The 26,004-nt window shown below is 72.0% G+C and carries 26 protein-coding genes; 18 read left to right on the forward strand and 8 right to left on the reverse strand.

Features of this window, described 5'->3' with window-relative positions; translation table 11 throughout:
* Position 1: 1 nt before the first annotated feature.
* The 5 genes from M4D82_RS18335 to M4D82_RS18355 all read left to right on the forward strand — a co-directional run bounded on the left by M4D82_RS18335 (position 2) and on the right by M4D82_RS18355 (position 5,170).
* Positions 2 to 1,249, forward strand: coding sequence for a GNAT family N-acetyltransferase (locus M4D82_RS18335; protein WP_249767070.1), 1,248 nt, complete (start codon positions 2 to 4; stop codon positions 1,247 to 1,249).
* 17 nt (positions 1,250 to 1,266) lie between these two features.
* Positions 1,267 to 2,040, forward strand: a complete 774-nt coding sequence (locus M4D82_RS18340) for a putative protein N(5)-glutamine methyltransferase (RefSeq protein ID WP_249767071.1) — start codon at positions 1,267 to 1,269, stop codon at positions 2,038 to 2,040.
* Positions 2,041 to 2,105: 65 nt separating this feature from the next.
* Positions 2,106 to 2,981: a sigma-70 family RNA polymerase sigma factor gene (locus M4D82_RS18345; RefSeq protein WP_249767072.1), complete on the forward strand. Its 876-nt coding sequence runs from the start codon at positions 2,106 to 2,108 to the stop codon at positions 2,979 to 2,981.
* A 106-nt stretch (positions 2,982 to 3,087) separates the two neighbouring features.
* Positions 3,088 to 3,573 (forward strand): MarR family winged helix-turn-helix transcriptional regulator, encoded by a 486-nt coding sequence (locus M4D82_RS18350; protein WP_249767073.1) that lies wholly within the window; start codon positions 3,088 to 3,090, stop codon positions 3,571 to 3,573.
* A gap of 103 nt (positions 3,574 to 3,676) precedes the next feature.
* Entirely contained in the window at positions 3,677 to 5,170 is a 1,494-nt protein-coding gene (locus M4D82_RS18355) for an MFS transporter (RefSeq protein ID WP_249767074.1), read from the forward strand.
* Here M4D82_RS18355 and M4D82_RS18360 read toward each other — a convergent pair.
* Positions 5,148 to 6,743 (reverse strand): hypothetical protein, encoded by a 1,596-nt coding sequence (locus M4D82_RS18360; RefSeq protein ID WP_249767075.1) that lies wholly within the window; start codon positions 6,741 to 6,743, stop codon positions 5,148 to 5,150. The two genes, M4D82_RS18355 and M4D82_RS18360, sit on opposite strands and share 23 nt — an antisense overlap.
* Positions 6,744 to 6,882: 139 nt before the next feature.
* Here M4D82_RS18360 and M4D82_RS18365 point away from each other — a divergent pair, with 139 nt between their 5' ends.
* The 4 genes from M4D82_RS18365 to M4D82_RS18380 all read left to right on the forward strand — a co-directional run bounded on the left by M4D82_RS18365 (position 6,883) and on the right by M4D82_RS18380 (position 9,577).
* Positions 6,883 to 7,272, forward strand: coding sequence for a helix-turn-helix domain-containing protein (locus tag M4D82_RS18365; RefSeq protein ID WP_249767076.1), 390 nt, complete (start codon positions 6,883 to 6,885; stop codon positions 7,270 to 7,272).
* A gap of 25 nt (positions 7,273 to 7,297) precedes the next feature.
* A complete protein-coding gene (locus tag M4D82_RS18370) occupies positions 7,298 to 7,864 on the forward strand; it encodes a hypothetical protein (RefSeq protein ID WP_249767077.1) in 567 nt (188 codons plus the stop codon).
* Between the two features lie 143 nt (positions 7,865 to 8,007).
* Positions 8,008 to 8,346: a DUF2516 family protein gene (locus M4D82_RS18375; protein WP_249767078.1), complete on the forward strand. Its 339-nt coding sequence runs from the start codon at positions 8,008 to 8,010 to the stop codon at positions 8,344 to 8,346.
* Positions 8,347 to 8,587: 241 nt separating this feature from the next.
* Positions 8,588 to 9,577, forward strand: coding sequence for a YncE family protein (locus M4D82_RS18380; RefSeq protein WP_249767079.1), 990 nt, complete (start codon positions 8,588 to 8,590; stop codon positions 9,575 to 9,577).
* 166 nt (positions 9,578 to 9,743) lie between these two features.
* Here the strand turns inward: M4D82_RS18380 and M4D82_RS18385 are convergent, their stop codons facing one another.
* From M4D82_RS18385 to M4D82_RS18395, 3 genes are all read right to left on the reverse strand, one after another.
* The gene (locus M4D82_RS18385; RefSeq protein ID WP_249767080.1) at positions 9,744 to 11,006 is read right to left on the reverse strand and encodes a PP2C family protein-serine/threonine phosphatase; all 1,263 of its coding nucleotides are present in this window, start codon (positions 11,004 to 11,006) and stop codon (positions 9,744 to 9,746) included.
* Between the two features lie 222 nt (positions 11,007 to 11,228).
* Positions 11,229 to 12,365 (reverse strand): C40 family peptidase, encoded by a 1,137-nt coding sequence (locus M4D82_RS18390; protein WP_249767081.1) that lies wholly within the window; start codon positions 12,363 to 12,365, stop codon positions 11,229 to 11,231.
* Positions 12,366 to 12,564: 199 nt separating this feature from the next.
* A complete protein-coding gene (locus M4D82_RS18395; protein WP_249767082.1) occupies positions 12,565 to 13,377 on the reverse strand; it encodes a class I SAM-dependent methyltransferase in 813 nt (270 codons plus the stop codon).
* A gap of 222 nt (positions 13,378 to 13,599) precedes the next feature.
* Here M4D82_RS18395 and mshA point away from each other — a divergent pair, with 222 nt between their 5' ends.
* Complete coding sequence (gene mshA, locus M4D82_RS18400) at positions 13,600 to 14,982, forward strand: D-inositol-3-phosphate glycosyltransferase (protein WP_249767083.1); 1,383 nt, start codon at positions 13,600 to 13,602, stop codon at positions 14,980 to 14,982.
* Entirely contained in the window at positions 14,975 to 15,463 is a 489-nt protein-coding gene (locus tag M4D82_RS18405; protein WP_249767084.1) for a type III secretion system chaperone family protein, read from the forward strand. The genes mshA and M4D82_RS18405 overlap by 8 nt, the downstream gene beginning before the upstream one ends.
* Positions 15,464 to 15,488: 25 nt before the next feature.
* Here the strand turns inward: M4D82_RS18405 and M4D82_RS18410 are convergent, their stop codons facing one another.
* Positions 15,489 to 16,811 carry an MDR family MFS transporter gene (locus M4D82_RS18410; RefSeq protein ID WP_249767085.1) on the reverse strand — a complete coding sequence of 441 codons (1,323 nt, stop codon included), beginning with the start codon at positions 16,809 to 16,811 and terminating at the stop codon, positions 15,489 to 15,491.
* Between the two features lie 164 nt (positions 16,812 to 16,975).
* Between M4D82_RS18410 and M4D82_RS18415 the strand changes: the two genes are divergently transcribed.
* A complete protein-coding gene (locus tag M4D82_RS18415; RefSeq protein WP_249767086.1) occupies positions 16,976 to 17,737 on the forward strand; it encodes a phosphoglyceromutase in 762 nt (253 codons plus the stop codon).
* Between the two features lie 76 nt (positions 17,738 to 17,813).
* Here M4D82_RS18415 and M4D82_RS18420 read toward each other — a convergent pair whose 3' ends face one another.
* Complete coding sequence (locus M4D82_RS18420; RefSeq protein WP_167344738.1) at positions 17,814 to 17,963, reverse strand: hypothetical protein; 150 nt, start codon at positions 17,961 to 17,963, stop codon at positions 17,814 to 17,816.
* 91 nt (positions 17,964 to 18,054) lie between these two features.
* A complete protein-coding gene (gene phoU / locus M4D82_RS18425) occupies positions 18,055 to 18,732 on the reverse strand; it encodes a phosphate signaling complex protein PhoU (RefSeq protein ID WP_249767087.1) in 678 nt (225 codons plus the stop codon).
* A 212-nt stretch (positions 18,733 to 18,944) separates the two neighbouring features.
* Between phoU and phoR the strand changes: the two genes are divergently transcribed.
* Both phoR and phoP read left to right on the forward strand, forming a co-directional pair.
* Positions 18,945 to 20,183 (forward strand): two-component system sensor histidine kinase PhoR, encoded by a 1,239-nt coding sequence (gene phoR, locus M4D82_RS18430; RefSeq protein WP_249767088.1) that lies wholly within the window; start codon positions 18,945 to 18,947, stop codon positions 20,181 to 20,183.
* Positions 20,184 to 20,188: 5 nt separating this feature from the next.
* Positions 20,189 to 20,860: a two-component system response regulator PhoP gene (gene phoP, locus M4D82_RS18435; protein WP_466527820.1), complete on the forward strand. Its 672-nt coding sequence runs from the start codon at positions 20,189 to 20,191 to the stop codon at positions 20,858 to 20,860.
* Positions 20,861 to 20,981: 121 nt separating this feature from the next.
* Here phoP and M4D82_RS18440 read toward each other — a convergent pair whose 3' ends face one another.
* Positions 20,982 to 21,662, reverse strand: coding sequence for a DUF461 domain-containing protein (locus M4D82_RS18440; RefSeq protein ID WP_249767089.1), 681 nt, complete (start codon positions 21,660 to 21,662; stop codon positions 20,982 to 20,984).
* Positions 21,663 to 22,229: 567 nt separating this feature from the next.
* On the opposite strand from M4D82_RS18440, the gene M4D82_RS18445 reads away from it, so the two are divergent.
* The 4 genes from M4D82_RS18445 (at position 22,230) to cysS (ending at position 25,914) form a co-directional block, all read left to right on the forward strand.
* Positions 22,230 to 22,712: a CarD family transcriptional regulator gene (locus M4D82_RS18445; protein WP_003953493.1), complete on the forward strand. Its 483-nt coding sequence runs from the start codon at positions 22,230 to 22,232 to the stop codon at positions 22,710 to 22,712.
* Between the two features lie 315 nt (positions 22,713 to 23,027).
* Positions 23,028 to 23,774, forward strand: coding sequence for a 2-C-methyl-D-erythritol 4-phosphate cytidylyltransferase (gene ispD, locus M4D82_RS18450; protein ID WP_249767090.1), 747 nt, complete (start codon positions 23,028 to 23,030; stop codon positions 23,772 to 23,774).
* On the forward strand, positions 23,764 to 24,309 hold the full coding sequence (gene ispF, locus M4D82_RS18455) for a 2-C-methyl-D-erythritol 2,4-cyclodiphosphate synthase (RefSeq protein WP_249767091.1): 546 nt from the start codon (positions 23,764 to 23,766) through the stop codon (positions 24,307 to 24,309). The genes ispD and ispF overlap by 11 nt, the downstream gene beginning before the upstream one ends.
* A gap of 204 nt (positions 24,310 to 24,513) precedes the next feature.
* Positions 24,514 to 25,914 (forward strand): cysteine--tRNA ligase, encoded by a 1,401-nt coding sequence (gene cysS / locus M4D82_RS18460; RefSeq protein ID WP_249767092.1) that lies wholly within the window; start codon positions 24,514 to 24,516, stop codon positions 25,912 to 25,914.
* Positions 25,915 to 26,004: the final 90 nt, after the last annotated feature.

Here is a 26,004-nt window from a genome sequence, read left to right on the forward strand (position 1 = left end):
TATGAGTGCTGACGTCCGACTGATCGCCGAATCCGAGCTCGCCGAATGGTTGACGGCCGTCAATACGGGCTTCCTGACGCCCGCCGATGCCACCGCCTCCGACGTGGCCCAGCGGGCCGAGTACGGGGACCTCGCCCGCACCCAGGGCGGTTTCGACACGGACACCGGTCGCTGCGTCGCGACCTTCCGCTCCTTCCCCCAGGAACTGACCGTGCCCGGCGGGGCCACCGTCCCGTGCGGGGCGGTGTCCAACGTGACCGTCATGCCCACGCACCGCCGCCAGGGCCTGCTGTCCCGGATGATGGCCGCCGAACTCGCGGCCTCCCGGGCGCGCGGCGAGGTCCTGTCCACCCTCATCTCCGCCGAGTACCCGATCTACGGCCGCTACGGCTACGGGCCGGCCGCCTCCTGCGTCGAATGGGAGGTGGACGTCGCGCGCACCGGCCTCGATCGCCGACGCTCCGGCCTCGGCCCGGACGAGGGCCGCGTCGACCTGGTCGACGTCGCCGAGGTGCGCAGGGTGGGTCCCGTCCTGCACGAGAGGCTGCGGGCGGCCACGCACGGCGTCATCGACCGCGACGCCCGTTGGTGGAACCTGGCCACCGGCCTTGAGGAGGTCTCGCACCGCCCGTACCGGACGAAGATGCACGTGGTGTACCGGAACCCGGCGGGGGAGGTGGAGGGACTGGCCGCCTACGTGGCCGACGACCACTGGACGGACGCGAAGACCCCGCTGAACACCGTGCAGGTCAAGGACCTGATCGCGGTCACCCCGGCCGCGGAGCGGGCGCTGTGGCACTACCTGTGCTCCATCGACTGGGTGCTGAAGGTCCGCAGCGGCCGCCGGGCGCCCGACGACCTGTTGCCGCACCTGCTGCCCGACGCGCGGGCCGCTCGGGTGGTCACCGCCGCCGACTTCCTGTGGGTGCGGGTGCTGGACGTCGTACGGGCGCTGGAGGCCCGGACGTACGCCGTGCCCGGGGTGCTCGTCCTGGAGGTCGAGGACCCGGGCGGCCCGGCGGCCGGACGCTACCGGCTGGACGCGGGCGCAGGCACGTGCGCCCCTACGGACGAGCCGGCCGACGTGCGGATCGGGGTGTCCGAGCTGGGCTCCCTGTACCTGGGCGAGGAGTCGGCCGTCCGGCTGGCGGCGCTGGGCCGGCTGACCGAGGAACGGCCCGGGGCGCTCGCGCTCGCGGACGCGGTGTTCCGCACCGCGCGCCGGCCGTGGTGTCCGGACGTTTTCTGAGAGGGCTGAGGAGCCACATGACAACGATGGTGGAACGGCTGCGCGCGGCGGGCTGCGTCTTCGCCGAGGAGGAGGCCGACCTGCTGGTCGCCGCCGCCGACGACGACGGGCACCTGGAGGGGCTGGTGGCCCGGCGGGTGGCCGGCGAACCGTTGGAACACGTCGTCGGCTGGGCGGAGTTCAGCGGGCTGCGCATGGAGGTCGGCGCGGGGGCCTTCGTGCCGCGCCGGCGCACCGAGTTCCTGGTGGAGCTGGCCGTGGAGTCGGCCGTGCCGGGCGCGGTGGTGCTCGACCTGTGCTGCGGCGTGGGCGCCCTCGGCGCGGCGGTGGCGGCGCGGGTGCCGGGCGGGGTCGAGCTGCACGTGGCCGACATCGACCCGGCCCCGCTGGCGTACGCGCGGCGCAACGTGGCCCCGTACGGCGGAACGGTGTGGGAGGGCGACCTGTACGCGGCGCTCCCGGCGCGGCTGCGGGGACGGATCGGGGTGCTGGTGGTCAACGCCCCGTACGTGCCGACCGAGGAGATCGGCTTCATGCCGCCGGAGGCCCGGGACCACGAACCGCTGGTCTCCCTGGACGGCGGCGCCGACGGCCTCGACGTGCACCGGCGGATCGCGGCGGAGGCGGTCGACTGGCTGGCGCCGGGCGGGCACCTGCTGATCGAGACCAGTGCGCGGCAGTCGCCGGTGACGGCGTCCGCCCTGGTGGCGGGCGGGCTGGAGGTCCGGGCGGCGACATCGGAGGAGCTGTACGCGACCGTGGTGATCGGCCGTGCTCCCCTGGGCGTATGACGGTGCGTGTGAGGATGCGTGTGACGCGTGTGTGACGGCGCGTCGGACCGAGGGGGGAAAGCCGGATGGAGTTGACGGAACGTTTCGAGGAGCACCGCGGCCGGCTCCGGGCGGTGGCCTACCGGATGCTGGGCTCGCTCGGCGAGGCGGAGGACGCCGTCCAGGAGACGTGGCTGCGGCTCGACCGCAGCGACGACGGCGAGATCGAGAACCTCGGCGGATGGCTGACGACGGTCACCGCCCGGGTGTGCCTGAACCTGCTGCGCGCGCGTGAGCAGCGGCGGGAGGACCCGATCGAGCGCCTGGAGACCCGCGTCCCGGACCCGATCATCAGCTCGGCGCGGGGGATCGAGCCCGAGCAGGAGGTGCTGCTCGCGGACTCTGTGGGGCTGGCGTTGATGGTGGTGATGGAGTCGCTGGCGCCGGCGGAGCGGTTGGCGTTCGTCCTGCACGACATGTTCGCCGTGCCGTTCGACGACATCGCCCCGCTGGTGGAGAAGACCCCGGCGGCGACGCGTCAGCTCGCCAGCCGCGCGCGCCGACGGGTGCGCGAGCGGGCCCCGGCCCCGGACGCCGACCTCGCGCGGCAGCGGGAGGCGGTGGACGCGTTCTACGCCGCCGCGCGGGACGGGCGCTTCGAGGCGCTCGTCTCCGTCCTGGACCCGGACGTGGTGCTGCGCTCCGACGCGGGTGCGGGCAGCCCGATGTCGGTGGTGTTCGCGGGCGCCCGTACGGTGGCGAGCCAGGCGGCCCTGTACCGCGCGCTCGCGCCGTTCGTCCGCCCGGCGCTGATCAACGGGGCGGCCGGCGCGGTCGTGGTGCGCGGGGGCCGGGCGGTGTCGGTGATGGCGTTCACGGTGGTCGGCGGCAAGATCGTCGCCATCGACGCCCTGGGAGACCCGGAACGCCTGAAGACCCTGGACCTGACGGCCCTGGCCTGATGCGACGGCTCTGGCTCCTGAAGCGACCGCCCCGGGCTCTTCCGCCCGGGGCGGTCCGTCTGCTTGGAGACGATCCGGAACAGTACGAACGGCGTACGCTGGCGGTATGACCGCCATGAAGCCCGGACGCAACCGGCCCGATCTCTCCTACCTCCTCGACCACACCAGCCACGTGCTGCGCTCGCGGATGGCGGCCGCCCTCGGGGAGGTCGGCCTGACCGCGCGGATGCACTGCGTGCTGGTCCACGCCCTGGAGGAGGAGCGTACGCAGATCCAGCTCGCGGAGATCGGCGACATGGACAAGACCACGATGGTGGTGACCGTGGACGCCCTGGAGGCCGCCGGGCTGGCCGAGCGGCGGCCGTCGAGCACCGACCGTCGGGCCCGGATCATCGCGGTGACCGAGGCCGGCGCCCGGCTGGCCGAGCGCAGTCGGCGCATCGTGGACCGGGTGCACGACGAGGTCCTCGCGGCCGTCCCCGAGGAGGACCGGGCGGGCTTCGTGCGCGCCCTCGACCTGCTCGCGCAGGGTCATCTCGCCGGGCCCGTGGAAGCCCCCCGCCCGGCGCGCCGGGCCCGCCAGTCCCGCTGAGCCGCCCTCACCAGCCCGAAAGAAATCATCTGCCAAAAACTCATCTACAACAAAACTATCTGCTAGCGTCTCTCCTGTCGTCGTCATGGACAGGAGAGTCCGCATGTCCGTCGTAACCCCAGCCCCCGCCCGCTCGGGATCAGGCTTCCGCTCCCGCTCCGCCGCCCTCGCCGTCCTCGCCACCGGCATGCTGATGACCGTCCTCGACGGCAGCATCGTCACCGTGGCCATGCCGGCCATCCAGAACGACCTCGGCTTCTCGCCGGCCGCCCTCAGTTGGGTCGTCAACGCCTACCTGATCGCCTTCGGCAGCCTGTTGCTGCTCGCCGGCCGGCTCGGCGACCTGATCGGCCGCAAGCGCATGTTCCTGATCGGCACGGCCGTCTTCACCGGGGCCTCGCTGCTCGCCGGCGCCGCGACCGGACCCGCCCTGCTGATCGCCGCCCGCTTCCTCCAGGGCGTCGGCAGTGCGATGGCCTCGGCCGTCAGCCTCGGCATCCTCGTCACGCTGTACACGCAGGCCGCCGAACGTGCCAGGGCCATCGCCGTCTTCAGCTTCACCGGCGCCGCCGGCGCCTCCCTCGGCCAGGTGCTCGGAGGGGTCCTGACCGACGCCCTCGACTGGCACTGGATCTTCTACATCAACCTGCCGATCGGCCTGGCCACCCTCGCCCTCGCGCTCCGCGCCCTGCCCGCCGACCGGGGGCTCGGCCTCGCCGCCGGGGCCGACTCACTCGGCGCCGCCCTGGTCACCGCCGGCCTGATGACCGGCATCTACAGCGTGGTCAAGGCCGAACAGTACGGCTGGACCTCCGCGCACACCCTGGGCCTCGGTGCCCTCTCCGCGGCCCTGCTCGCCGGTTTCCTGCGCCGCCAGACCACCGCGCGCACCCCGCTGATGCCGCTGCGCGTCTTCCGTTCGCGCGCCGTCACCGCCGCCAACCTGGTCCAGATGCTGATGGTCGCCGCGATGTTCTCGTTCCAGATCCTCGTCGCCCTCTACCTCCAGAAGGTGCGCGGCTACGGGGCCGCCGAGACCGGGCTCGCGATGCTGCCCGCCGCCCTCGCCATCGGCGCGGTCTCGCTCGGCGTCTCCGCCCGCCTCGTCTCGCGCTTCGGCGACCGCGCCGTCCTGCTGACCGGCCTCGCCCTGCTCACCGCCGCGCTCGGCCTGCTCGTGCGCCTGCCCGTCGAGGCCGACTACGCGTCCGACCTGCTCCCCGTGATGCTCCTCGGCGCCGGCTTCGGCCTGGCCCTGCCCCCGCTGACCTCGCTCGGGATGTCCGGCGCCCGCGAGGACGACGCGGGCCTCGCCTCGGGCCTGTTCAACACCACCCAGCAGATCGGCATGGCCCTCGGCGTCGCCGTACTGTCCACCCTCGCCGCCGCTCGCACCGAGCGCCTCGCCGCCGCCGGAGCCACCCCGGCCGAGGCCCTGACCGGCGGCTACCACCTGGCCTTCGGCATCGGCGCGGCCCTCCTCGCCACCGCCTTCGCCGTGACCTTCACCCTCCTGCGCCGCCCCGCCCCCGCCCCCGCACCCGTGCCCGCGCCCTCGGCTGTACGCGATGTCGTCACAGCGGGGTCAGGCCGCTGAGGGTGGCGATCAGCGCGGCGACCGGCTGGGCGATGTCGGCCGCGCCGGCCACCAGGGCGCGCAGCCGTTCGAGCCGGGTCGGTGCCCGGCCGTCGGGGTCGCCGCCGGCGAGGTCGTCCGCCACCGCGTGGACCAGGGTGGCGGCCTCCTGCCGGTCGGCGTCGGCCAGGTCCCGGCTCGTCAGGACCAGCCGTAGCACCCGGACCAGCTCGGCGGCGCCGGGGCCGGTGCGGTGGTCGTTCTGGAAGTCGCTGATGACCGTGTCCACCGGCTGGTTGATGAACGTGGTCCGGCCGTGGAAGTGGAAGTTGTTCTGCGTCATCGCTCGGGTCTCCTCGGCGGCCTCGGCGGCGATCGCGCCCAGCTCGCGGTTGATGTCGGGGGTCTCGGCGCGTACGCGGTCCAACGCGGCGGCGCCCTCCGGGGTGCCCGCCGGCAGGTTCCGCACCAGGTCGAGGGGAGGGTGCACCCGGTCGTAGCCGTCCGTCAGCGGGCTGTCCAGCAAGGCACTCGCCCGCTTGAGGGCCGCGGTGTGCTCGGGCGTGCCCTGGGGAGTCGTGGCCGCCCGGAATTTCGCTTCCCTCTCGCCCGTGATGTCCTCCGCCGCCGCTTCCCGGAACCCCGGGGCGCCGGGACGGACCGCGGCGTGCACCCGGGAGAAGAGGTGCCGCAGGTAGGCGGGGCTGGTCGACGCCAGGGGGAACACCGCCTTGTGCGGGTCGTGGACGTCGTGGAACAGCACCAGGCACGGGAGCCGCGCGACGGGCACACCCAGGTCACGGGCCAGCTCGTAGACGAGGTGGCGTTCGTAGGGCTGCCAGCGCAGCCAGCGCAGGGCGGCGAACGTGCGGTACAGCTCGGGGCTGAGGGCGCGGCGCCAGTAGCGCTTCGCGGAACGCCAGGACGCGGGGCGTTCCACGACGAAGAGCAGCAGGTCCGGGCCGGACAGGGCGTTGAGTTCGTCGAAGTACTCCCGGACGTGGCGGGCGAGTCCGGTATCGGCGTCGGTGTAGAGCAACGCGCCCCACAGTGCGGGCCGTTCGCCCCGCGAGGCGGCGGCGGCCTGGAGGACCGAGAACATGGCCTGTGGATTCGGCACGGGGCCCAGGGAGTAGCTGTGCCGGATCTCGTGCCGGATGTACAGGACGACGTCGTCATCGGACCTCAGACCGGCGGACCAGACCGTCTCCTGTGGGTCCAGTGCGCGGTCGGTGAAGAGGTCGGCCAGCCAGACGCGCTCGATGGTGGAGGGGTGCCTTTCCGGCAGGGCCGACCCCCGCTGCCGGGCCACGTTCAGGGCGTGGGACTGCAGCGCGGCGATGGTCGCCCCCGGCTCCACGTCGAGTTCGACGCACTCCGCGAAGACCCGGTCGTGCACGTGCCGCCAGCGGTCCGGTGCCAACGCCGCCACGTCCGGCCGGGCCGGCAGCCCGACCCCGCCGGACAGGATCCAGCCGGCGGTCTCCTGAGCCACGTCACCGTCCTTGAGCGCCCCCATCAGACTCTCGATCAGCGGACGTTCGCAGGCGCCGACGAAGAGGTCACCTTCGCGGACCGTCAGTAACAGGCGCATGGCCGGATCCTCCTCACTCCAGGCCACCGCCGCGGTCGTACGGGCTCCGGATCACACGCACGAGGGACGCGTCACCCCGAATGGGAGTTTTTGCAAGCGGGCGCTTGCAAAAGTTAGCGGAGTGGGGGAGGATCGGGACATGGCATCGCTCAACGTCGGAAACCTCGGCGAATACCTCCGTGAGCAGCGCCGGCAGGCCCAGCTTTCGCTGCGGCAGTTGGCCGACGCGGCGGGGGTGTCGAATCCGTACCTGAGCCAGATCGAGCGCGGGCTGCGCAAGCCGAGCGCGGACATCCTCCAGCAGCTGGCCAAGGCGCTGCGGATCTCCGCCGAGACGCTGTACGTGCAGGCCGGCATCCTCGACGAGCGGGACCGGGACGAGGTGGAGACGCGGGCCGTCATCCTCTCCGACCCGTCGATCAACGAGCGGCAGAAGCAGGTGCTGCTCCAGATCTACGACTCGTTCCGCAAGGAGAACGAGGCCGACGCCGCCCGCCCCGACGACACCGTGATGCCCCCGACGAATTGACTGTGATCCGGAAGGACCAGCACACATGGCCATCGCCGACGACCTGAAGAAGACCCTCACCGACCCCACCCCGCTCTACTTCGCCGCCGGCACCGCCGACCTGGCCGTACAGCAGGCCAAGAAGGTCCCCGGGCTCATCGAGCAGCTGCGTGCCGAGGCCCCCGCGCGCATCGAGGCCGTGCGGAACACCGACACGAAGGTCGTGCAGGAGAAGGCTCGGGAGGCGCAGGAAGCGGTCACCGCCAAGGTCGCCGAGGTGCTCGGGGCGATCGACCCGAAGAAGCTGGGCGAGACCGCCCAGGATCTGGCGCTGCGCGGCGTCGGCGTGGCCGCCGAGTACGCCGTCCGGGCCAAGGAGACCTACGACAAGGTCGCCGAGCACGGCGAGCAGGCCGTACGGGCCTGGCGCGGCGAGGTCGCCGACGAGATCGTGGACATCGCCGAGGTCGTCGAGCCCGAGCCGGCGAAGACGCAGGAGGAGCCCGCCGCGGCTTCCGACGCGGAGGAGCCCGCGGCGAAGAAGGCCCCGGCGGCGCGCAAGGGCGCGACGAAGAAGGCCGAGCCGGCCGCCGAGGCCGGCGTCGAGAGCTGACGCGGAGCCGATGGGCGGCAGGGCTGATTCACGGCACGGCGAACCGGGCACCCGCGCGGTGTCCGGTTCGTTGTCGTTCCGGATGGCGACTCCGGCGGTAGCGTGGAGTCCGGCGTGGCCAATGTGAGAAGGCGGTCGAGACGATGCTGATGCAGGGTTTCAACAACGGCGTGCTGCCGCTGTTCGGCTACGCCATGCTGGCGCTCGCCGTGGTGGCCTTCGTCATGGCGTTGGTGGCGCGCGAGGACGCGTTCCGGGCCGCCGACAAGCAGACCAAGACGTTCTGGATGGTCATCCTCGGCATCACGGTCGTCGTCGACCTCTTCCTGCCGATGCTGTTCCTGCAGATCGCGGGCCTGGTGGCCACGATCGTCTTCCTCGTGGACGTACGCCCCGCCCTGCGGCAGGTCTCGGGCGGCGGCCGGCGCAAGGGCGGCAGCAGCAGCGACGGACCGTACGGCCCGTACAACGGCGGGCGCTAGACACCTGGCCAGGGTCGCCCGGTGACCGCACGGTCCGGGCTGCCGCCCGAACGGGGGAATGCGAGCACTCGCGTGGACCATCCTGCGGGCCGTGCGGACCCACCTCCATGCCGTGACGGATCTTGTCCCGGACGATCGCTCCGGACGCCGATCCACGGCAGCCTCAACAGGAGGTGGGATGTCACCCGCAACGAACACCGGAGTTCATCGAGCCCGCCGTCGATGGCTCCTGCGACCGATCGTGGCCACGACAGCGCTGTGCGCAGCGCTCCTGCCGGGCGCGGCGCAGGCCGTCGGCGACAGCTCGTCGGCAGCAGCCACGAAGCAGGTCCAGCCGTCCAACCGCGCCTATGTGGCCAACTCGCTCTCGGACACGGTGTCGGTGGTCAACACCGGCAACCGCAGGCTGATCGCCAACATCCTGGTCGGTGACAGCCCGCGCGACGTGGCCGTGAACGTGAACACGGCGCGTGCCTACGTGACCAACGCGGGCTCGGAAAGTGTGTCCGTCATCGACACGACCAGCAACAGGGTGATCGCCACGATCCAGGTCCCCGGAGTGCCCGTCGGCGTGGACCTGGACACGGCGGACGGGGTCGGTGTCGTCACTGCCGCGGGGGCGAACTGGGTCACGGTGATCAACACCGTGGACAACAGCGTGCTCGGGACCGTCCCGCTGCAACCGGACTGTGGCCCCGTAGGGGTCGCACTGGACGAGGCGAGTGACCGTGCCTACGTGACCTGCTTCAACCTGGACACCGTGGACGTGGTCAGCTACAACAACCTCGAACTTCTGAGTGTGGCCAGCGCAGGAGACGGCCCGGACGGTGTGGCGTTCGACCCGACCCGCCGGCGGCTGTTCGTCACCAACCGGTTCTCGGACAACGTATCGGTGATCGACCCGCTCAACCTCGCCCCCGTAGCCACCATTCCGGTCGGCGACGGCCCGTCCGGTATCGACGTGGACCCCGGCCGTGGGCGGGCCTTCGTGGCCAACTCCGGCGCCAACACGGCCTCGGTGATCAATATCGACAACCACACCGTGACGGCCGTCGTCCCCGTCGGCTCGTTCCCCTCAGGGGTGGCGGTCGACCCGGGTGGGGCCCGCGCCTACGTGACCAACCGGGGATCGGACAACGTGACACCGATCAACACCTCCAACCTCCGCCCGCAAAGCCCGTTCGCCGTCGGCGACGGCCCCATCGGGATCGACGTCGTCGGACGCCTCTAGCCACCGCGCGGGCGCACGCCGGGCACACCGGCCGGAGAACCAGAGGACCCCGTCCGATCTCGCGATCGGACGGGGTCCCTGGAGTACTGGATGAATGAGTCCGATGTTCTCAGTGGTCGCAGGCGATCAGGCCGAGTGCTCATTCATCCAGGGGCCGAGCGGGCCCTCAGAGGGCGGCGCGGGAGAGCAGGACGACGGCGACGTCGTCCGTGAGCTCACCGCCGTTGAGCCGGCGGGCCTCGGTGACGGAGGCCTCCAGCAGGCCCTCACCGCTCAGGCCCGCGCTCAGGTGGCGGTTGATCATCTCGACCATGCCGTCCTGCCCGAGGCGTTCGCGCCCCTCCCCGATGCGGCCCTCGATGAGGCCGTCGGTGTAGAGCATCAGGCTCCAGGTGCCGCCCAGCTCGACCTGGCGGCGGGGCCAGCGGGCCCGGGGCAGCAGCCCGAGCGCGGGGCCGCTGTTCTCGTACGGGAGCAGGCGCGCCGGGCGGCCCGGCCGGGAGATCAGCGGAGCCGGGTGGCCGGCCAGGCACAGGCCCGCGCGGCGGCCGTCGGGCGCGATGTCGACGGTGCACAGCGTCGCGAAGATCTCCTCGCAGGGCCGTTCCACCTCCAGGACCTGCTGGAGCGTCGCCAGCAGCTCGTCGCCGCACAGCCCGGCCAGGGTCAGCGCCCGCCAGGCGATGCGCAGCTCGACGCCGAGGGCGGCCTCGTCGGGGCCGTGGCCGCAGACGTCGCCGATCATGGCGTGGACGGTGCCGTCGGGGGTGCGGACGGTGTCGTAGAAGTCCCCGCCGAGCAGGGCCCGACTGCGGCCGGGCCGGTAGCGGGCGGCGAAGCGCAGATCGGACCCCTCCAGCAGCGGGGTGGGCAGCAGGCCGCGTTCGAGGCGGGCGTTCTCCTGGGCGCGCAGTTTCGATTCTGCGAGCTTGTACTGGGCGATGTCCGCCCGCTTTCTCTCCACGGCGTACCGGATGGCGCGGCTCAGGAGCCGCCCGTCGAGCTCGTCGCGGAAGAGGAAGTCCTGCGCGCCGACCCGGACGGCCTCGGCGGCGCGGTCGGCGTCCGCCTCGGCGGTGAGGACGAGGACGGCGTGGCGCGGCGCGATCCGCAGCACCTCGCGCAGGGTGGTCAGCCCGTCACCGTCGCCCTCGCCGGGGCCCGGCAGGGACAGGTCGAGCAGCACGCAGTGCACGTCGGGGGTGAGCAGACGCGCGGCCTCGGTGAGGTTGCGGGCGCTGCGGAGCCGGATGCGGTGGTGGCCGTCCGCGTCGAGGATCTCGGGGACGGTGAGGCGGCCGGCCGGGTCGTCACCGATCACCAACAGGGTCAGCGAGGCGGGGCCGGGCGGCGCGAGGGTGACGGGGGGAACCGCCGGACCGCTCTCCGTGGCCGGGGTGTCCCTCTGCCGCGGTACGGGTACGGGCATCGTTTCCGGTTCCTTCCCTCCCCCCGAGGGTGCGCTCATGGGCCGACCCTAGCCGCCGCTCCCGGCGAGCGGAACGGGCACCGGGTGGCCGGCCCCCGTCATATGCCCCTATCGCGGCGGAAACCCGCTCCGCCCCCATGACAAACCTCACGACCCCCACACATCTCCACCCCGCCCCCGCCCCCTCCCGCCCCGAGCCGAGCCCTCCCGCCCGGCCAGGGCTTACGCGTCGGGGCGGACCACCGCCTTGATCGGCATCGAGCCCACGCCCGCCATCGTCACGTTGCGCCCGGGGCGCGGGGCGTGGACCATCGCGCCGTCCCCGACGTACATGCCCACGTGGCTCGCGTCGTCCCAGTAGATGATCAGATCGCCGGGGCGCATGTCCTTCACCGCGACCTTCGGCAGCAGCCGCAGCTGCTCCTGCGAGGTCCGCGGGATGCCCCGGCCCGCCTTCAGCCACGCCTGCGAGGTCAGCCCCGAGCAGTCGAAGGAGTCCGGCCCCGCCGCGCCCCACACGTACGGCTTCCCTATCTGCGCGGTGGCGAACTGCACCGCCAGCTTCCCGGCGTCCGTCGCCGTGCCCTTGACGTCCTTCATCGCGCCCGACGACAGCCACGCCGTCTGCGCCTTGTACTGGGCTTCCTGCTCCAGCTGGATCAGCCGGGCCTTCTCCTCGGCCTCCAGCCGGTTCTCCAGCGCCTCGGCCGCCTTGATCTTCTCCTCGATCCGCTTCTTGGCGGCTTCCTGCTTGACCCGGTTCTCTTCCATCTTCTGCCAGATGGCGCCCGCGTCCTTGGCGTACCGCTCCAAGTCCGTCTGGGTCCGGTTCAGTTCGGACAGCAGGTCCGTCGTGGCCTTCTCGCCCTGCCGCAGTCGGCCCGTGCCGTCCAGGAAGTCGGCCGGGCTGTCGCTCAGCGCGAGCCGGGCGCCCGGCGGCAGCCCGTTCGAGCGGTACTGGGCGCGGGCGGCGGCGCCCGCGCGGTTCTTCAGGCCGGCGATCCGGTCCTGGCCCGCCACCACCAGTTTGGCGATCTCGACGATCCGCTCCGTCTGCGCCTTGGTCTCGCTCTCCGCGAGGTTGTACGCGTCGGTCGCCGCGCCGGCCTGGCGGTAGAGGTCCTCTATCTCCTGGCGCACCTGGTCCAGCGACTTGCCCTGCGCGTCGGGCGTCGAATTCGGCGGGGGAGGAGGCGTGGGCGTGGGCGTGGGCGCGCCGGGCGCGGAAGGCGCCGCGTACGCACTGCCCACCGCGATCCCGGGGGCCGTCAGTATCGCCATCGCGCACAGCAGCGTCAGAGCGGACGACACTCCCCGTCGTCGCGACGATCGCGACGAAGCTCGCTTCGCGGTCCCCATGGCTCCCCCAGGCGCCCCGGGCCAGAACCGACGTCACTCGACATCAGATCTGACTATTCATCAGTAACTTGTCACCGTCTCCGGGATGGTGCCACGACTCGTCGGATTCCAACACCCTCCGACACCCCCCGGCCCCTTCCTGACGCCCAACGGACCACCCCCGTCACCCGTTCCCAACCCACCCCCACCCGCCCGTCCTTCACCCGGCCGGGCGCAACGCCTCCCACCGCACCGTCAGTTCCCCCTGCCGCCACCGCCCCGGACCGTCCGCCAGCGGCCAATCCCCGGCCAGCGCCCGCGCCGTACGGATCCACCGCTGCCGCGCCCCGTACGAGGCGTACGGCGCCGCCGCCGACCAGGCCCGGTCGAAGTCCCGCAGGAACGCGTGCACCGCCTCACCCGGCACGTTCCGGTGGATCAGCGCCTTCGGCAGCCGCTCCGCCAGGTCCGACGGCCGCTCCAGGGAGCCGAGCCGGGTCGCGAACGTCACCGTGCGCGGCCCCTCCGGCCCCAGCGCCACCCACACGTGCCGCCGCCCGATCTCGTCGCAGGTCCCCTCCACCAGCAGCCCGCCCGGGGCCAGCCGCCCGCACAGCAGCTCCCACACCCGGGCCACCCGCTCCTCGTCGTACTGGCGCAGCACGTTCGCCGCCCGGATCAGCGCCGGCCGCTCCCCACCCTCCAAGGGCACCTCGAAGCCGCCGTGCCGGAAGGTCAGCCCCTCCCGCTCGTACGGCTTGGCCCCCGCCACCCGCGCCGGCTCGATCTCGATGCCGACCACCCGCACGGCCGGAGCCACCCGTCGCAGCCGCGCCAGCAGCTCGACCGCCGTCCAGGGCGCGGCCCCGTAGCCGAGGTCCACCGCCACCGGGGCGTCCGCCCGCCGCAGCGCCGAGCCGTGCGTGGCAGCGATCCAGCGGTCCATGCGGCGAAGCCGGTTCGGGTTCGTGGTCCCGCGCGTCACGGTGCCGACGGGGCGTTTCGGGGGCGGCGGGGTGCTGCGGGAGGCCATGGGGGGAGCGTAAGCGGAGCGCCCGCACGAGAGGAAAAGCCGGCAAACCGGCGAGGATTTTCCACGGATTCCCGCCACCCCGGAATGCGCGGCACGGCCGTCCGGGTTGCACTGCTTGCAGGGCGCACCGACCGCGCTCCCGCAGTCGTGCCGTTGTCCCCGTAGCCAGGCCGCCACCGCGTCGGCCGGGCCCGCGTCGTCCGAGCGAGAGGAACTGCTCCCTTGAGTCAGTACGTGTCCCGTCTCGGCGGCAGCATCAGCGGCCGCATCGCCGCCGCCCGCGGCACCCGGCACGACGCTCCCCGGCTGCGCCTGCCGGCCGTGGGCCACCACCGCAAGCCCCGCCGCGTGGCCATGCTCAGCGTGCACACCTCACCGCTGCACCAGCCCGGCACCGGCGACGCCGGCGGCATGAACGTGTACATCGTCGAGCTGGCCAAGCGCCTCGCCGCGATCAACATCGAGGTGGAGATCTTCACCCGGGCCACCACCGGCGGCCTGCCCCCCGCCGTCGAGCTCGCGCCCGGCGTCCTCGTACGTCACGTGGACGCCGGCCCCTACGAGGGCCTCGCCAAGGAAGAGCTGCCGGCGCAGCTGTGCGCCTTCACCCACGGCGTGATGCAGGCCTGGGCCGGCCACCGCCCCGGCTACTACGACCTCGTCCACTCGCACTACTGGCTCTCCGGCCACGTCGGCTGGCTCGCCGCCGAACGCTGGGGCGTCCCCCTCGTCCACGCCATGCACACCATGGCCAAGGTCAAGAACGCCGCGCTCGCCGAGGGCGACACCCCCGAGCCGGCCGCCCGCGTCATCGGCGAGACCCAGATCGTCGCCGCCGCCGACCGCCTCATCGCGAACACCGCCGAGGAGGCCGACGAGCTCGTACGGCACTACGAGGCCGACCCCGGCAAGGTCGCCGTCGTCCACCCCGGCGTGAACCTCGACCGCTTCACCGTCGGCGACGGCCGCGCCGCCGCCCGCACCCGCCTCGGCCTGCCCCAGGACGCCGTGATCCCGCTGTTCGCGGGCCGCATCCAGCCCCTCAAGGCCCCCGACATCCTGCTGCGCGCCGTCGCCGTCCTCGTCGACCAGGACCCGTCGCTGCGCGCGCGGCTCTTCGTCCCCGTCGTCGGCGGCCCCAGCGGCAGCGGCCTCGCCAAGCCCGAGGGGCTCCAGAAGCTCGCCGCGAAGCTCGGCATCGCCGACCTCGTGCACTTCCACCCGCCGGTGCGCCAGGACGCCCTCGCCGACTGGTTCCGGGCCGCGTCCGTGCTGGTCATGCCGTCCTACAACGAGTCGTTCGGGCTCGTCGCCATCGAAGCCCAGGCCGCCGGTACGCCCGTCCTCGCCGCCGAGGTCGGAGGGCTGCCCGTCGCCGTCAACGACGGCGTGACGGGGATCCTCGTACCCGGCCACGACCCCGTCGACTACGCCCGCGAGCTGCGGCGCTTCGTCGACGACCCCGGCCTCACCGACCGGATGGGCGGACAGGCCGCCCGGCACGCGCAGTTCTTCGGCTGGGACACCGCCGCGAGCGGCACCGCCGACGTCTACACCGCCGCCATGCACGATCACCGCCGTCGCGTACGCTCCCACCATGGCTGACACCGCCGCGATCATCGAGAGCGTCCTGACCGGCGCCGAGCTGAGCTGGGAGAGCCCCGAACCGGGTTCCTACGTCGTCCAGCTGCCCGGCACCCGCAAGCTGAGCACCACCTGCGCCCTGCGCGTCGGCCGGCACTCCCTCTCCGTGAACGCCTTCGTCATCCGCCACCCCGACGAGAACGAGGCCGGCGTCCACCGCTGGCTGCTGGAGCGCAACCTCAAGCTGTACGGGATGGCGTACGCCGTCGACCCGCTCGGCGACGTGTACCTGACGGCCCGCCTCCCGCTGTCCGTCGTCACCCCCGACGACCTGGACCGACTCCTCGGCACCGTCCTGGAGGCGGCGGACGGCGCCTTCAACACCCTGCTGGAGCTGGGCTTCGCGAGCGCGATCCGGCGCGAGTACGAGTGGCGCGTCTCGCGCGGCGAGTCCACCCGCAACCTGGACGCGTTCAAGCACCTCACCCAACCGTCCCGCTGACCGCGCCGGGGCCGCGCCCCGGCCGCTACGCCTCGGCGGCGACGGGGGCGGGCGCGGGAGCGGGAGCGGACTCCCGGGAGGCGGCAGCCGCACCCGTATCCGTATCGGTATCCGTATCCGTAGCCGTAGCCGCGTCGGCCCCGGGCAGGCCTCGCATCAGCAGCCAGTACCCGGCCGCCGCCACGGTCCCCAGGACCCCGGTGGCCCCCCACAGCCACCGCGCGCCCAGCCGGTCGATGACGAACCCGGCCATCAGCGGGGCCACCAGCGCGGCCACCGACCACGACATCGTGTACATGCCCTGGTAGCGCCCCCGGCCGTGCGCCGGCGACAGCCGCACCACCAGCCCCATCTGGATCGGCGAGTTCACGATCTCCGCCAGCGTCCACACGCACACCGTCAGCGCGTACGCCCACAACGGTCCCGCGAACGCCGTCATCGCGAACCCGTACCCCGCCAGCAGCGCCGAGACCACCAGCAGCCGGCGCGGGTCGCGGTGCTCGATGAACCGGGTCACCGGGATCTGGAGCACCACGATCAGCAGGCCGTTCACCGCGACGACCAGCCCGTAGTCACCCGGCGAGAACCCGGCCGCGCCCATCGCCACCGGCAGGCCCACCGAACCCTGCGTGAAGATCAGCGAGATCAGGAACGACAGGCCGACGACCCCCATGAACCGCCCGTCGCGCAGCACGCTCCCGAGCCCGATCTCCGGCCCGTCCGCCTCCCGCGCCGAGGCGCCGCTCCCCTTGACGGGCCGCGACTCCGGCAGCTTCGCGAAGACCAGCACCGCGCACAGCAGCGTCAGCGCCGCCTCGCCGAGGAAGCCGGCCAGGTAGCTGTACTCCGCCACGAACCCGGCGAGCGTCGCGCTGATCGCGAAGCCGAGGTTGATGGCCCAGTAGTTCAGCGCGAAGGCCCGTACGCGGTCCTCCGGCCGGACGATGTCGGCCATCATCGCGGAGACCGCCGGCCGTGAGGCGTTCGAGGCCATGCCCACCAGCAGGGCCACCGCCGCGATCGCCGCCGGGTGCTCCATGAAGCCGAGCAGCGCCACCGACAGCGACGTGGACACGTTCGCCGCCAGCATCGTCGGACGCCGCCCCAGCCGGTCCGTCATCACGCCGGCCACCAGCGAGGACACCACACCGCCGAGCCCGTGCAGCGCCACCACGAGGCCCGCGAAGGAAGCCGAGTAGCCCCGGTCGAGGGTCAGGTACAAGGTCATGAAGGTGGCGACGAAGGCCCCGAGCCGGTTGACGAGGGTGCTCGCCCACAGCCACCAGAACGCCGACGGCAGACCCGACACGCTCTCCCTGGCGGCCCGTCTCAGACTGGCAACGGACATAAGGGATCCCCCCGGATGTGTAAGTGTCCCAACGGCTCACCGCACGTTACGAGTAGCCCCCTCGCGCCGCCACTCAATTGACGCCGAACGTCAATCCGAGGCGCCCTCGCACACCCCCGCACCACGCGCGCGAGCGCCGCAGCCCGTCCATTAGGCTCGTACGCATGGCCGACGCACCGTACAAGCTCATCCTCCTCCGTCACGGCGAGAGCGAGTGGAACGCGAAGAACCTGTTCACCGGCTGGGTGGACGTGAACCTCAACGAGAAGGGCGAGAAGGAGGCGGTCCGCGGCGGTGAGCTGCTCAAGGACGCCGGCCTGCTCCCCGACGTCGTACACACCTCGCTCCAGAAGCGCGCGATCCGCACCGCCCAGCTCTCGCTGGAGGCCGCCGACCGCCACTGGATCCCGGTCCACCGTTCCTGGCGCCTGAACGAGCGCCACTACGGCGCCCTCCAGGGCAAGGACAAGGCGCAGACCCTCGCCGAGTTCGGCGAGGAGCAGTTCATGCTGTGGCGCCGTTCCTACGACACCCCTCCGCCGGCCCTTGAGGACGGCACCGAGTTCTCGCAGTCCGAGGACCCGCGCTACGCCACCATCCCGCCGGAGCTCCGCCCCCGGACGGAGTGCCTGAAGGACGTCGTCGTCCGCATGCTCCCGTACTGGTACGACGGCATCGTCCCGGACCTCCTCGCGGGCCGCACCGTCCTGGTCGCCGCGCACGGCAACAGCCTGCGCGCCCTGGTCAAGCACCTCGACGGCATCTCCGACGCCGACATCGCGGGCCTGAACATCCCCACCGGCATCCCGCTCGCCTACGAGCTGGACGCCGACTTCAAGCCCCTCAACCCGGGCGGCACCTACCTCGACCCGACCGCCGCCGCGGCCGCCATCGAAGCCGTCAAGAACCAGGGCAAGAAGAAGTAAGCGCCCCGCAGCACGACGAAGGGCCCCGTCCGTGGGAATCGGACGGGGCCCTTCGCGTCTGCCAGTGCGGTGGCCTTCAGCCCCCGCACTGGCAGGGGGCGCCGGACTGGCAGCCGCAGCCGCAGCCGGAGCCGCAGCCGCAGGCCGCGAGCAGCGGGAGGCGCAGCGGCTCGGGCCGGGGTGGCTGTTCCTGCTCCGGGGTGATGGGGACAGGGGAATCGGGCATGGTGCCTCCTCGCAGACGGCGTACGGGAAGTCGTGGTGCCTTCGCCTCATTCATGCCCAGCCATCCCGGCGCGTCAACGGCGCATTGGGGCTCAGACGCCCTCGACGGCCGTCGGCGTCTGGAGCTCGTCCGCGTGCTCACCCGTCACCAGGTACACGACACGCTTGGCCACCGACACCGCGTGGTCCGCGAAGCGCTCGTAGTAGCGGCCCAGCAGCGTCACGTCGACGGCCGTCTCGATGCCGTGCTTCCAGCGGTCGTCCATCAGGTGCTGGAAGAGCGTCCGGTGCAGCTGGTCCATCTCGTCGTCGTCCTGCTCCAGCTGGAGCGCGAGGTCCACGTCCTTCGTGATGATCACCTCGGCGGCCTTCGCCATCAGGCGCTGCGCGAGCTGACCCATCTCCAGGATCGTGGCGTGCAGGTCACGCGGGACCGCCGTGTCCGGGAAGCGCAGCCGCGCCAGCTTCGCCACGTGCTGCGCCAGGTCGCCGGAGCGCTCCAGGTCGGCGCTCATGCGCAGCGAGGTGACGACGATGCGCAGGTCGGTCGCGACCGGCTGCTGGCGGGCCAGCAGGGCGATGGCGCGCGCTTCGAGGTCGTGCTGGAGGTCGTCCACCTTCTGGTCGGCGGCGATGACGCTCTCGGCGAGCTTCAGGTCGGCGTCCAGCATGGAGGTGGTGGCCCGCCCGATCGCGGAACCGACGAGCCGGGCCATCTCGACCAGGCTCTCTCCGATCGAGTCCAGTTCCTCGTGGTACGCGTCGCGCATGGTGGTGTCCCTCTCTTACCGCTCTCACTGCCTGCTCGGCTGGTGCCGCGTGGCCGTCTTGGCCCACGTTGACACGTTCCGTCGTCAACGCGTCCGACGCCGACATCACAAATGAATCAACCCGGTCGTCAGGGTGAACTCTGGGCGACGACTGTTCGAGGTGCCACCCGAACGGCTGTGGAATGGTCGTCGTGCCTGCTTAACCTGGATGCATGGACGTGAACGCGGCGGTCGCCGCAGCTGCAGCGATCGCCGGTCTGTGCACCGGCGTGATCGCGATGCTGGCGTTCCGCTGGAGCGAGCGCGACCAGGCCCGCCCCACCCGGAGCTCCATGCGCCCCGACATCAACGCGGTGCTCCCCCCCGGCGTGGACACGGTGCTCTCCGTGCTCCGCTCCTCCGCCGTGGTCCTCGACGAAGGGGACGCGGTGGTCAAGGCCAGCTCGGCGGCGTACGCCCTCGGACTGGTGCGCGGAGGAAAGCTCGCCGTCGAGCCGATGCTCCACATGGCACGCGACACGCGCCGTGACGGAGAGATACGACAGGTCGAGCTCGACCTGCCGCGGCGCGGCACCGGCCGCGGCGAGGCCCTCGCCGTCTCCGCCCGCGTGGCGCCACTGGGCTCGCGCCTGGTGCTCCTGCTGGTCGAGGACCTCACCGAGGCCCGCCGCATCGAGGCGGTACGCCGCGACTTCGTCGCGAACGTGTCGCACGAGCTGAAGACCCCCGTCGGAGCGATCTCCCTGCTCTCCGAGGCGGTCATGGACGCCAGCGACGACCCCGAGGCGGTCAGCCGCTTCGCCGGCCGAATGCAGATCGAGGCCACCCGCCTGATCAACCTCGTACAGGAACTCATCGACCTCTCCCGGGTACAGAACGACGACCCGCTGGAGGACGCCGAGCCCGTACGGGTGGACACGCTCGTCGCCGAGGCCATCGACCGCTGTCGCCACACGGCCACCTCCAAGCAGATCACCATGGCCTCGGGCGGCACCGCCGACCTGCGGGTCTGGGGCCACCGCGGCCAGCTCGCGGCGGCCCTCGGGAACCTGGTGGAGAACGCCGTCAACTACAGTCCCGCCCGCACCCGCGTCGGCATAGCCGCGCGCAGGGTCGCCGCGCCGGGTGGAGACTTGATCGAAGTAGCCGTGACCGACCAGGGCATCGGCATCCCGGAAAAGGATCGCGAGCGCATCTTCGAGCGCTTCTACCGCGTCGATCCGGCCCGCTCCCGCGCCACGGGCGGGACCGGACTGGGCCTTGCGATCGTGAAGCACGTGGCAGCCTCACACGGCGGCGAGGTGTCGGTCTGGAGCTCGGAGGGTCAGGGTTCCACCTTCACGCTGCGCCTGCCCGAGGCGGCCGCACCGGCCCCGGCACCCGCCCCCGCAACAGCACCGCCCCCGCTTGAACCCGAACCTGTCATTCCTGCCCCGGAGGTCCTTCCGTGACCCGAGTGCTCGTCGTCGAGGATGAGGAATCCTTCAGCGACGCCCTGTCCTACATGCTCCGCAAGGAAGGCTTCGAGGTCGCGATCGCCGCGACGGGCCCCGACGGGCTCGACGAGTTCGAGCGCAACGGCGCCGACCTCGTCCTCCTGGACCTCATGCTGCCCGGCCTGCCGGGCACCGAGGTCTGCCGGCAGCTGCGCGGCCGCTCCAACGTCCCCGTGATCATGGTGACCGCCAAGGACAGCGAGATCGACAAGGTCGTCGGGCTGGAGATAGGAGCGGACGACTACGTCACCAAGCCGTTCTCCTCCCGCGAGCTCGTCGCCCGCATCCGCGCGGTCCTGCGCCGCCGCGGCGAGCCGGAAGAGGTCACCCCGGCGGCCCTGGAGGCCGGACCCGTACGGATGGACGTCGACCGGCACGTGGTCACCGTCGCCGGCGCCAAGGTCGACCTCCCGCTGAAGGAGTTCGACCTCCTGGAGATGCTCCTGCGCAACGCGGGCCGCGTGCTGACCCGCATGCAGCTGATCGACCGGGTCTGGGGCGCCGACTACGTCGGCGACACCAAGACCCTCGACGTCCACGTCAAGCGCCTGCGCGCCAAGATCGAACCCGACCCGGGTGCCCCGCGCTACCTGGTCACCGTCCGCGGCCTGGGCTACAAGTTCGAGCCGTAAATCGTCAGCCGTAAATCGTCAGCCATAAGTCGCCGGCCGTCAGTCGTCAGTCGGCGCGCACATGAGGAAGGGCCCCCTGCCGCAGTGGCTGGGGGCCCTTCCTCGTGCTGCGGTCTCGGCGTCAGTGGCCGGCGGCGCGGGAGGCCGAGCCGGACGGGGAGCCGGAGGGGGTGCCCGCCGGGGTGCCGGAGGGGCCGCCGGACGGCGCGCCCGAGGCGGCACCGGACGGGGAGCCCGACGGCGTGCCCGAGGGGCTGCCGGACGGGGCGGGGCCCGCGGCGGCGGGGGCCTCGGTCGGGCCGTACTGGGCGTACATGCCGGTGCTCGGGACCACGAAGGCCTCCAGGGCCACGTCGCCGGTACGGCTCAGCCGGAAGACCATCTCCTGGGCGTCGCCGTTCTTCACGGCCTCGTTCCCGCCCTCGACGACGGCGGAGGCGTTGCTCTGGCCACCGATCACCACGGAACCGCCGGCCGGGACGGTGATCTTGCCGGAACCGGCAGCGCCCTTCAGGACGACCTTGGACTTGCCACCCTTGAGGGTGATCCCGTCCAGCGTCTGCGGCGTGTCGCCGGCGTTGAAGACGGTCGCCGAGACGACGGCCCCGGCCTTCTTGCCCTTCTCGCCCTGGGTGATCACCAGTGCGTTCTGGATCTTGATGTCGCCCTTGGTGACGGCGGCGTTGTCCGGCTTGATCTGGAGAGTCTGCGCGTCGTTGCCCGCGCCACACGCTGCGAGCGAGGCGATCGAGAACACGACGGCGGAAGCGGCGAGGGCGCCGCGTCGAAGGCTGCGGCTCACGGCGGCGGCAACTCCTAGGACGTACGGACGGGACGGTGGTGGCTCTCGGGACGGCCGAGGTAAAGCCGCCCTAAGGGTGTGTCAGCGCGCTTAGGTTACCGAGCCGCCGCCCCGCCCCCGCACCCGACCCTCCGCAGCGCCCGCGCCACCCTGCACGGCTCCGTCGATCTTCCATTCCCATATCCCGGCCGGACGGCCCCCTTGATCAATTCCGGAAACCGCCGAAGATCGTCGAAGACCGCCCTGTGATCAATTCCCGGGATTGGGCCGGATCCGGATCCGTGGACATGGCCGACAGTCGAACGGAGTACGTCGGTTTCCGGTCCCGGAAACCGGCAAACCGGGACGTACGTCACACTCTCGCGCTCGCCCGTCAGGTGTAACGTGGTCGTTTCGCCCGGTCCGCACAGCGGCTCCGACCTGCGAATACCCCCTTCCGGAAGCCCTCCGCAGCACGTTCGTGTCGCTGTTGTCAAGCCCTGAGATGTGCCCTGACCTGCGAAAACGCCATTCATAACAGTCAGTTCTCGTGTTACCCTGGATAGCCACGGAAGGGGTACCTGTCACATGACGTTCAAGGTTGGCGACACCGTGGTCTATCCCCATCACGGGGCCGCGCTGATCGAGGCCATCGAAACTCGCCAGATCAAAGGCGTGGACAAGACCTACTTGGTGCTCAAGGTCGCCCAGGGCGACCTGACGGTTCGTGTGCCTGCGGACAATGCGGAGTTCGTCGGTGTTCGCGACGTAGTCGGCCAGGACGGGCTGGACCGGGTCTTCGAGGTGCTTCGCGCACCGTACGCAGAAGAGCCGACGAACTGGTCCCGGCGCTACAAGGCAAATCTGGAGAAGCTCGCTTCTGGCGATGTCATCAAGGTCGCCGAAGTGGTGCGTGACCTGTGGCGTCGTGAGCGCGAGCGCGGACTTTCCGCGGGTGAGAAGCGCATGCTCGCGAAGGCACGCCAGATTCTGGTCAGCGAGCTCGCGCTCGCCGAAAACACCAACGAGGACAAGGCCGAGGCCCTCCTCGACGAGGTTCTCGCGTCCTGACGCGTCGAACCGTTCCACAGCGTGCCGCGGTGCCCGATGACAAGCCCTCTCGCCTACGAGAGGGCTCGTTGCCGGGCGCTGCGGCATGTCCGGCCACGGTGCGGCACCACCGTGCCGCCGCGCAACCCAATTTCTTCCCTGCCCGACCGCTTCTGACACGATCTCCCGTGTCCGACCCGATCGGCATCTTCTGGCGTGCCGGGTCCGGGCAGCCTGCTCGTCCGGTCGTCACGGAAGGGGCGAGGGCATCGCACCCGGCACCCCTCAGGCCATACCCATGTCGGCCGAAGTCACAAACCTGGCCCGGAGTTACTGATGACTGACGAATCGCGCCCCCACCGCACCGCCGCGGTGATCCCGGCCGCCGGGCGCGGGGTGCGCCTCGGCCCCGGCGCCCCCAAGGCGCTGAGGTCCCTCGGCGGGACGCCGATGCTGATCCACGCCGTCCGCGCCATGGCCCGCTCCCGCGCGGTGTCCCTCGTCGTGGTCGTCGCCCCCTCCGACGGCGCCGCCGAGGTCCGCACGATGCTGGACGAGCACCCGCTGCCCGAACGCACCGAACTGCTGGTCGTACCCGGCGGCGACACCCGCCAGGAATCCGTCCGCGCCGGCCTCCACGCCCTCCCCGCCGACGTCACCTCCGTACTGATCCACGACGCGGCCCGCCCCCTCGTGCCCGTCGACACCGTCGACGCCGTCGTGGAGGCCGTCCGCGACGGCGCCCCCGCCGTCGTCCCCGCGCTGCCGCTGGCCGACACCGTCAAGGAGGTCGAGCCCGGCAAGCCCGGCGAGCCCGAGCCGGTCGTCGCCACGCCCGAGCGCGCCCGGCTGCGCGCCGTACAGACCCCGCAGGGCTTCGACCTGGCCACGCTGCTGCGCGCCCACGAGGCCATCGCCGTCGCCGGTGACGGGGCCACCGACGACGCCGGCATGGTGGAGCGCACCGGGGTCACCGTCGTGGTCGTCCCCGGTCACGAAGAGGCCTTCAAGGTCACCCGCCCGCTCGACCTGGTCCTCGCCGAGGCCGTACTCGCCCGCAGGAGGGCCACCGATGCGTACTAGCTCCGCTGGGTTCGAGGAGTCCGCCGGGGCGGGCGCCGGCCGCGAGGCCCATGCGCCCGCGCCCGTCATCCCGCTCGTCGGCATCGGCACGGACGTGCACGCCTTCGAGGCCGGCCGCGAGCTGTGGTGCGCCGGCCTGCTGTGGGAGGGGGAGGACGGCCTCGCCGGCCACTCCGACGGCGACGTCGCCGCGCACGCCGCCTGCGACGCCCTCTTCTCGGCCGCCGGCGTCGGCGACCTCGGCGCCCACTTCGGCACCTCCCGCCCCGAGTGGTCCGGCGCCGCCGGCGTCACCCTCCTGGCGGAGGCCGCCCGGATCGTGCGCGCCGAGGGCTTCGAGATCGGCAACATCGCGATCCAGGTGATCGGCGTACGCCCGAAGATCGGCAAACGGCGCGAAGAAGCGCAGAAGGCGCTCGCCGCCGCGGCGGGCGCCCCCGTCTCCGTCTCCGGGACCACCACCGACGGACTGGGCCTCACCGGCCGCGCCGAGGGCCTCGCCGCCATCGCCACCGCCCTCGTCTACCGCGCCTGAGCCGCGGCGCGGGGCCTGGCCCGACCCGAGCCGGCCCCGGGTCGGCCCAGGGCCCGCCCCCGGCCGACCGAGGCCGCCCGAACCGGGAAAACCACCCGTACGGGGCCCCGTAGGACACGCTCCGTCGCCGCTTCGGCAACAAAGCGGGCCCCGCGCCCCCGAAGGGTCGCGGGGCACTCCCGCAGGCGCACTACCCTGGATGCCGTGACTATTCGCCTGTACGACACCAGCGCCCGGCAGATCCGCGACTTCACCCCGCTCGTCCCGGGCTGCGTCTCGATCTACCTCTGTGGCGCGACCGTGCAGGCCGCCCCGCACATCGGGCACATCCGCTCCGGCCTGAACTTCGACATCATGCGCCGCTGGTTCGCCCACCGCGGCTACGACGTGACGTTCATCCGCAACGTCACGGACATCGACGACAAGATCATCGCCAAGTCCGCCGACCAGGGCCGCCCCTGGTGGTCCATCGGCTACGAGAACGAGCTCGCCTTCAACACCGGCTACGACGCGCTGGGCTGCCTGCGGCCGACCTACGAGCCGCGCGCCACCGGGCACATCACCGAGATGGTCGAGATGATGCGCGGCCTGATCGAGCGCGGCCACGCCTACGAGGCCGACGGCAACGTCTACTTCGACGTGCGCTCCTTCCCGGGCTACCTCGCGCTCTCCAACCAGGAGCTCGACAACCTGCTCCAGCCCTCCGGCGAGGGCGAGACCGGCAAGCGCGACCCCCGCGACTTCGCCATGTGGAAGGCCACCAAGCCCGGCGAGCCCTCCTGGGAGGCCCCCTGGGGCCGCGGCCGTCCCGGCTGGCACCTCGAATGCTCCGCCATGGCGCACAAGTACCTCGGCGAGGCCTTCGACATCCACGGCGGCGGCCTGGACCTGATCTTCCCGCACCACGAGAACGAGATCGCCCAGGCCAAGGCCTTCGGCGACGAGTTCGCGAAGTTCTGGGTCCACAACGCCTGGGTCACCATGTCCGGCGAGAAGATGTCCAAGTCCCTCGGGAACTCGGTCCTCGTCTCCGAGATGGTCAAGCAGTGGCGCCCGATCGTCCTGCGCTACTACCTCGGCACCCCCCACTACCGCTCGATGATCGAGTACAGCGAGGAGGCCCTGCGCGAGGCGGAGTCCGCCTTCGCGCGCATCGAGGGCTTCATCCAGCGCGTCGTCGAGAAGGCGGGCGGGCCCGTCGAGGCCGCCGCCGAGGTCCCGCCGGCCTTCGCCGAGGCGATGGACGACGACCTGGGCGTTCCGCAGGCGCTGGCCATCGTCCACACCACCGTCCGCCAGGGCAACAGCGCGCTCGCCGCCGACGACAAGGACGCCGCCATCGCGCGCCTGTCGGAGGTGCGGGCCATGCTGGGCGTACTCGGCCTTGACCCGCTCGACCCGCACTGGGCCGGCGAGACGGACCGCGGCGAGGAACTGCACGGGGCCGTCGACACGCTCGTACGCCTCGTCCTGGACCAGCGCGAGTCCGCTCGCGCCCGCAAGGACTGGGCGACCGCCGACGCGATCCGCGACCAGCTCCAGCAGTCCGGCCTGGTCATCGAGGACAGCCCCTCGGGTCCGCGCTGGACGCTCGGCCCGCGCTGAGCCGGCCGGCGCATCCGATGGTGCCGCCCGACGCTCCGGGCGGCACACTCTTCATACGTACATATCGCAGCATCAACGAAAACAGGTAGA

Origin of the sequence: Streptomyces sp. RerS4, from assembly GCF_023515955.1 — a bacterium.
Taxonomy (GTDB): Bacteria; Actinomycetota; Actinomycetes; order Streptomycetales; family Streptomycetaceae; genus Streptomyces.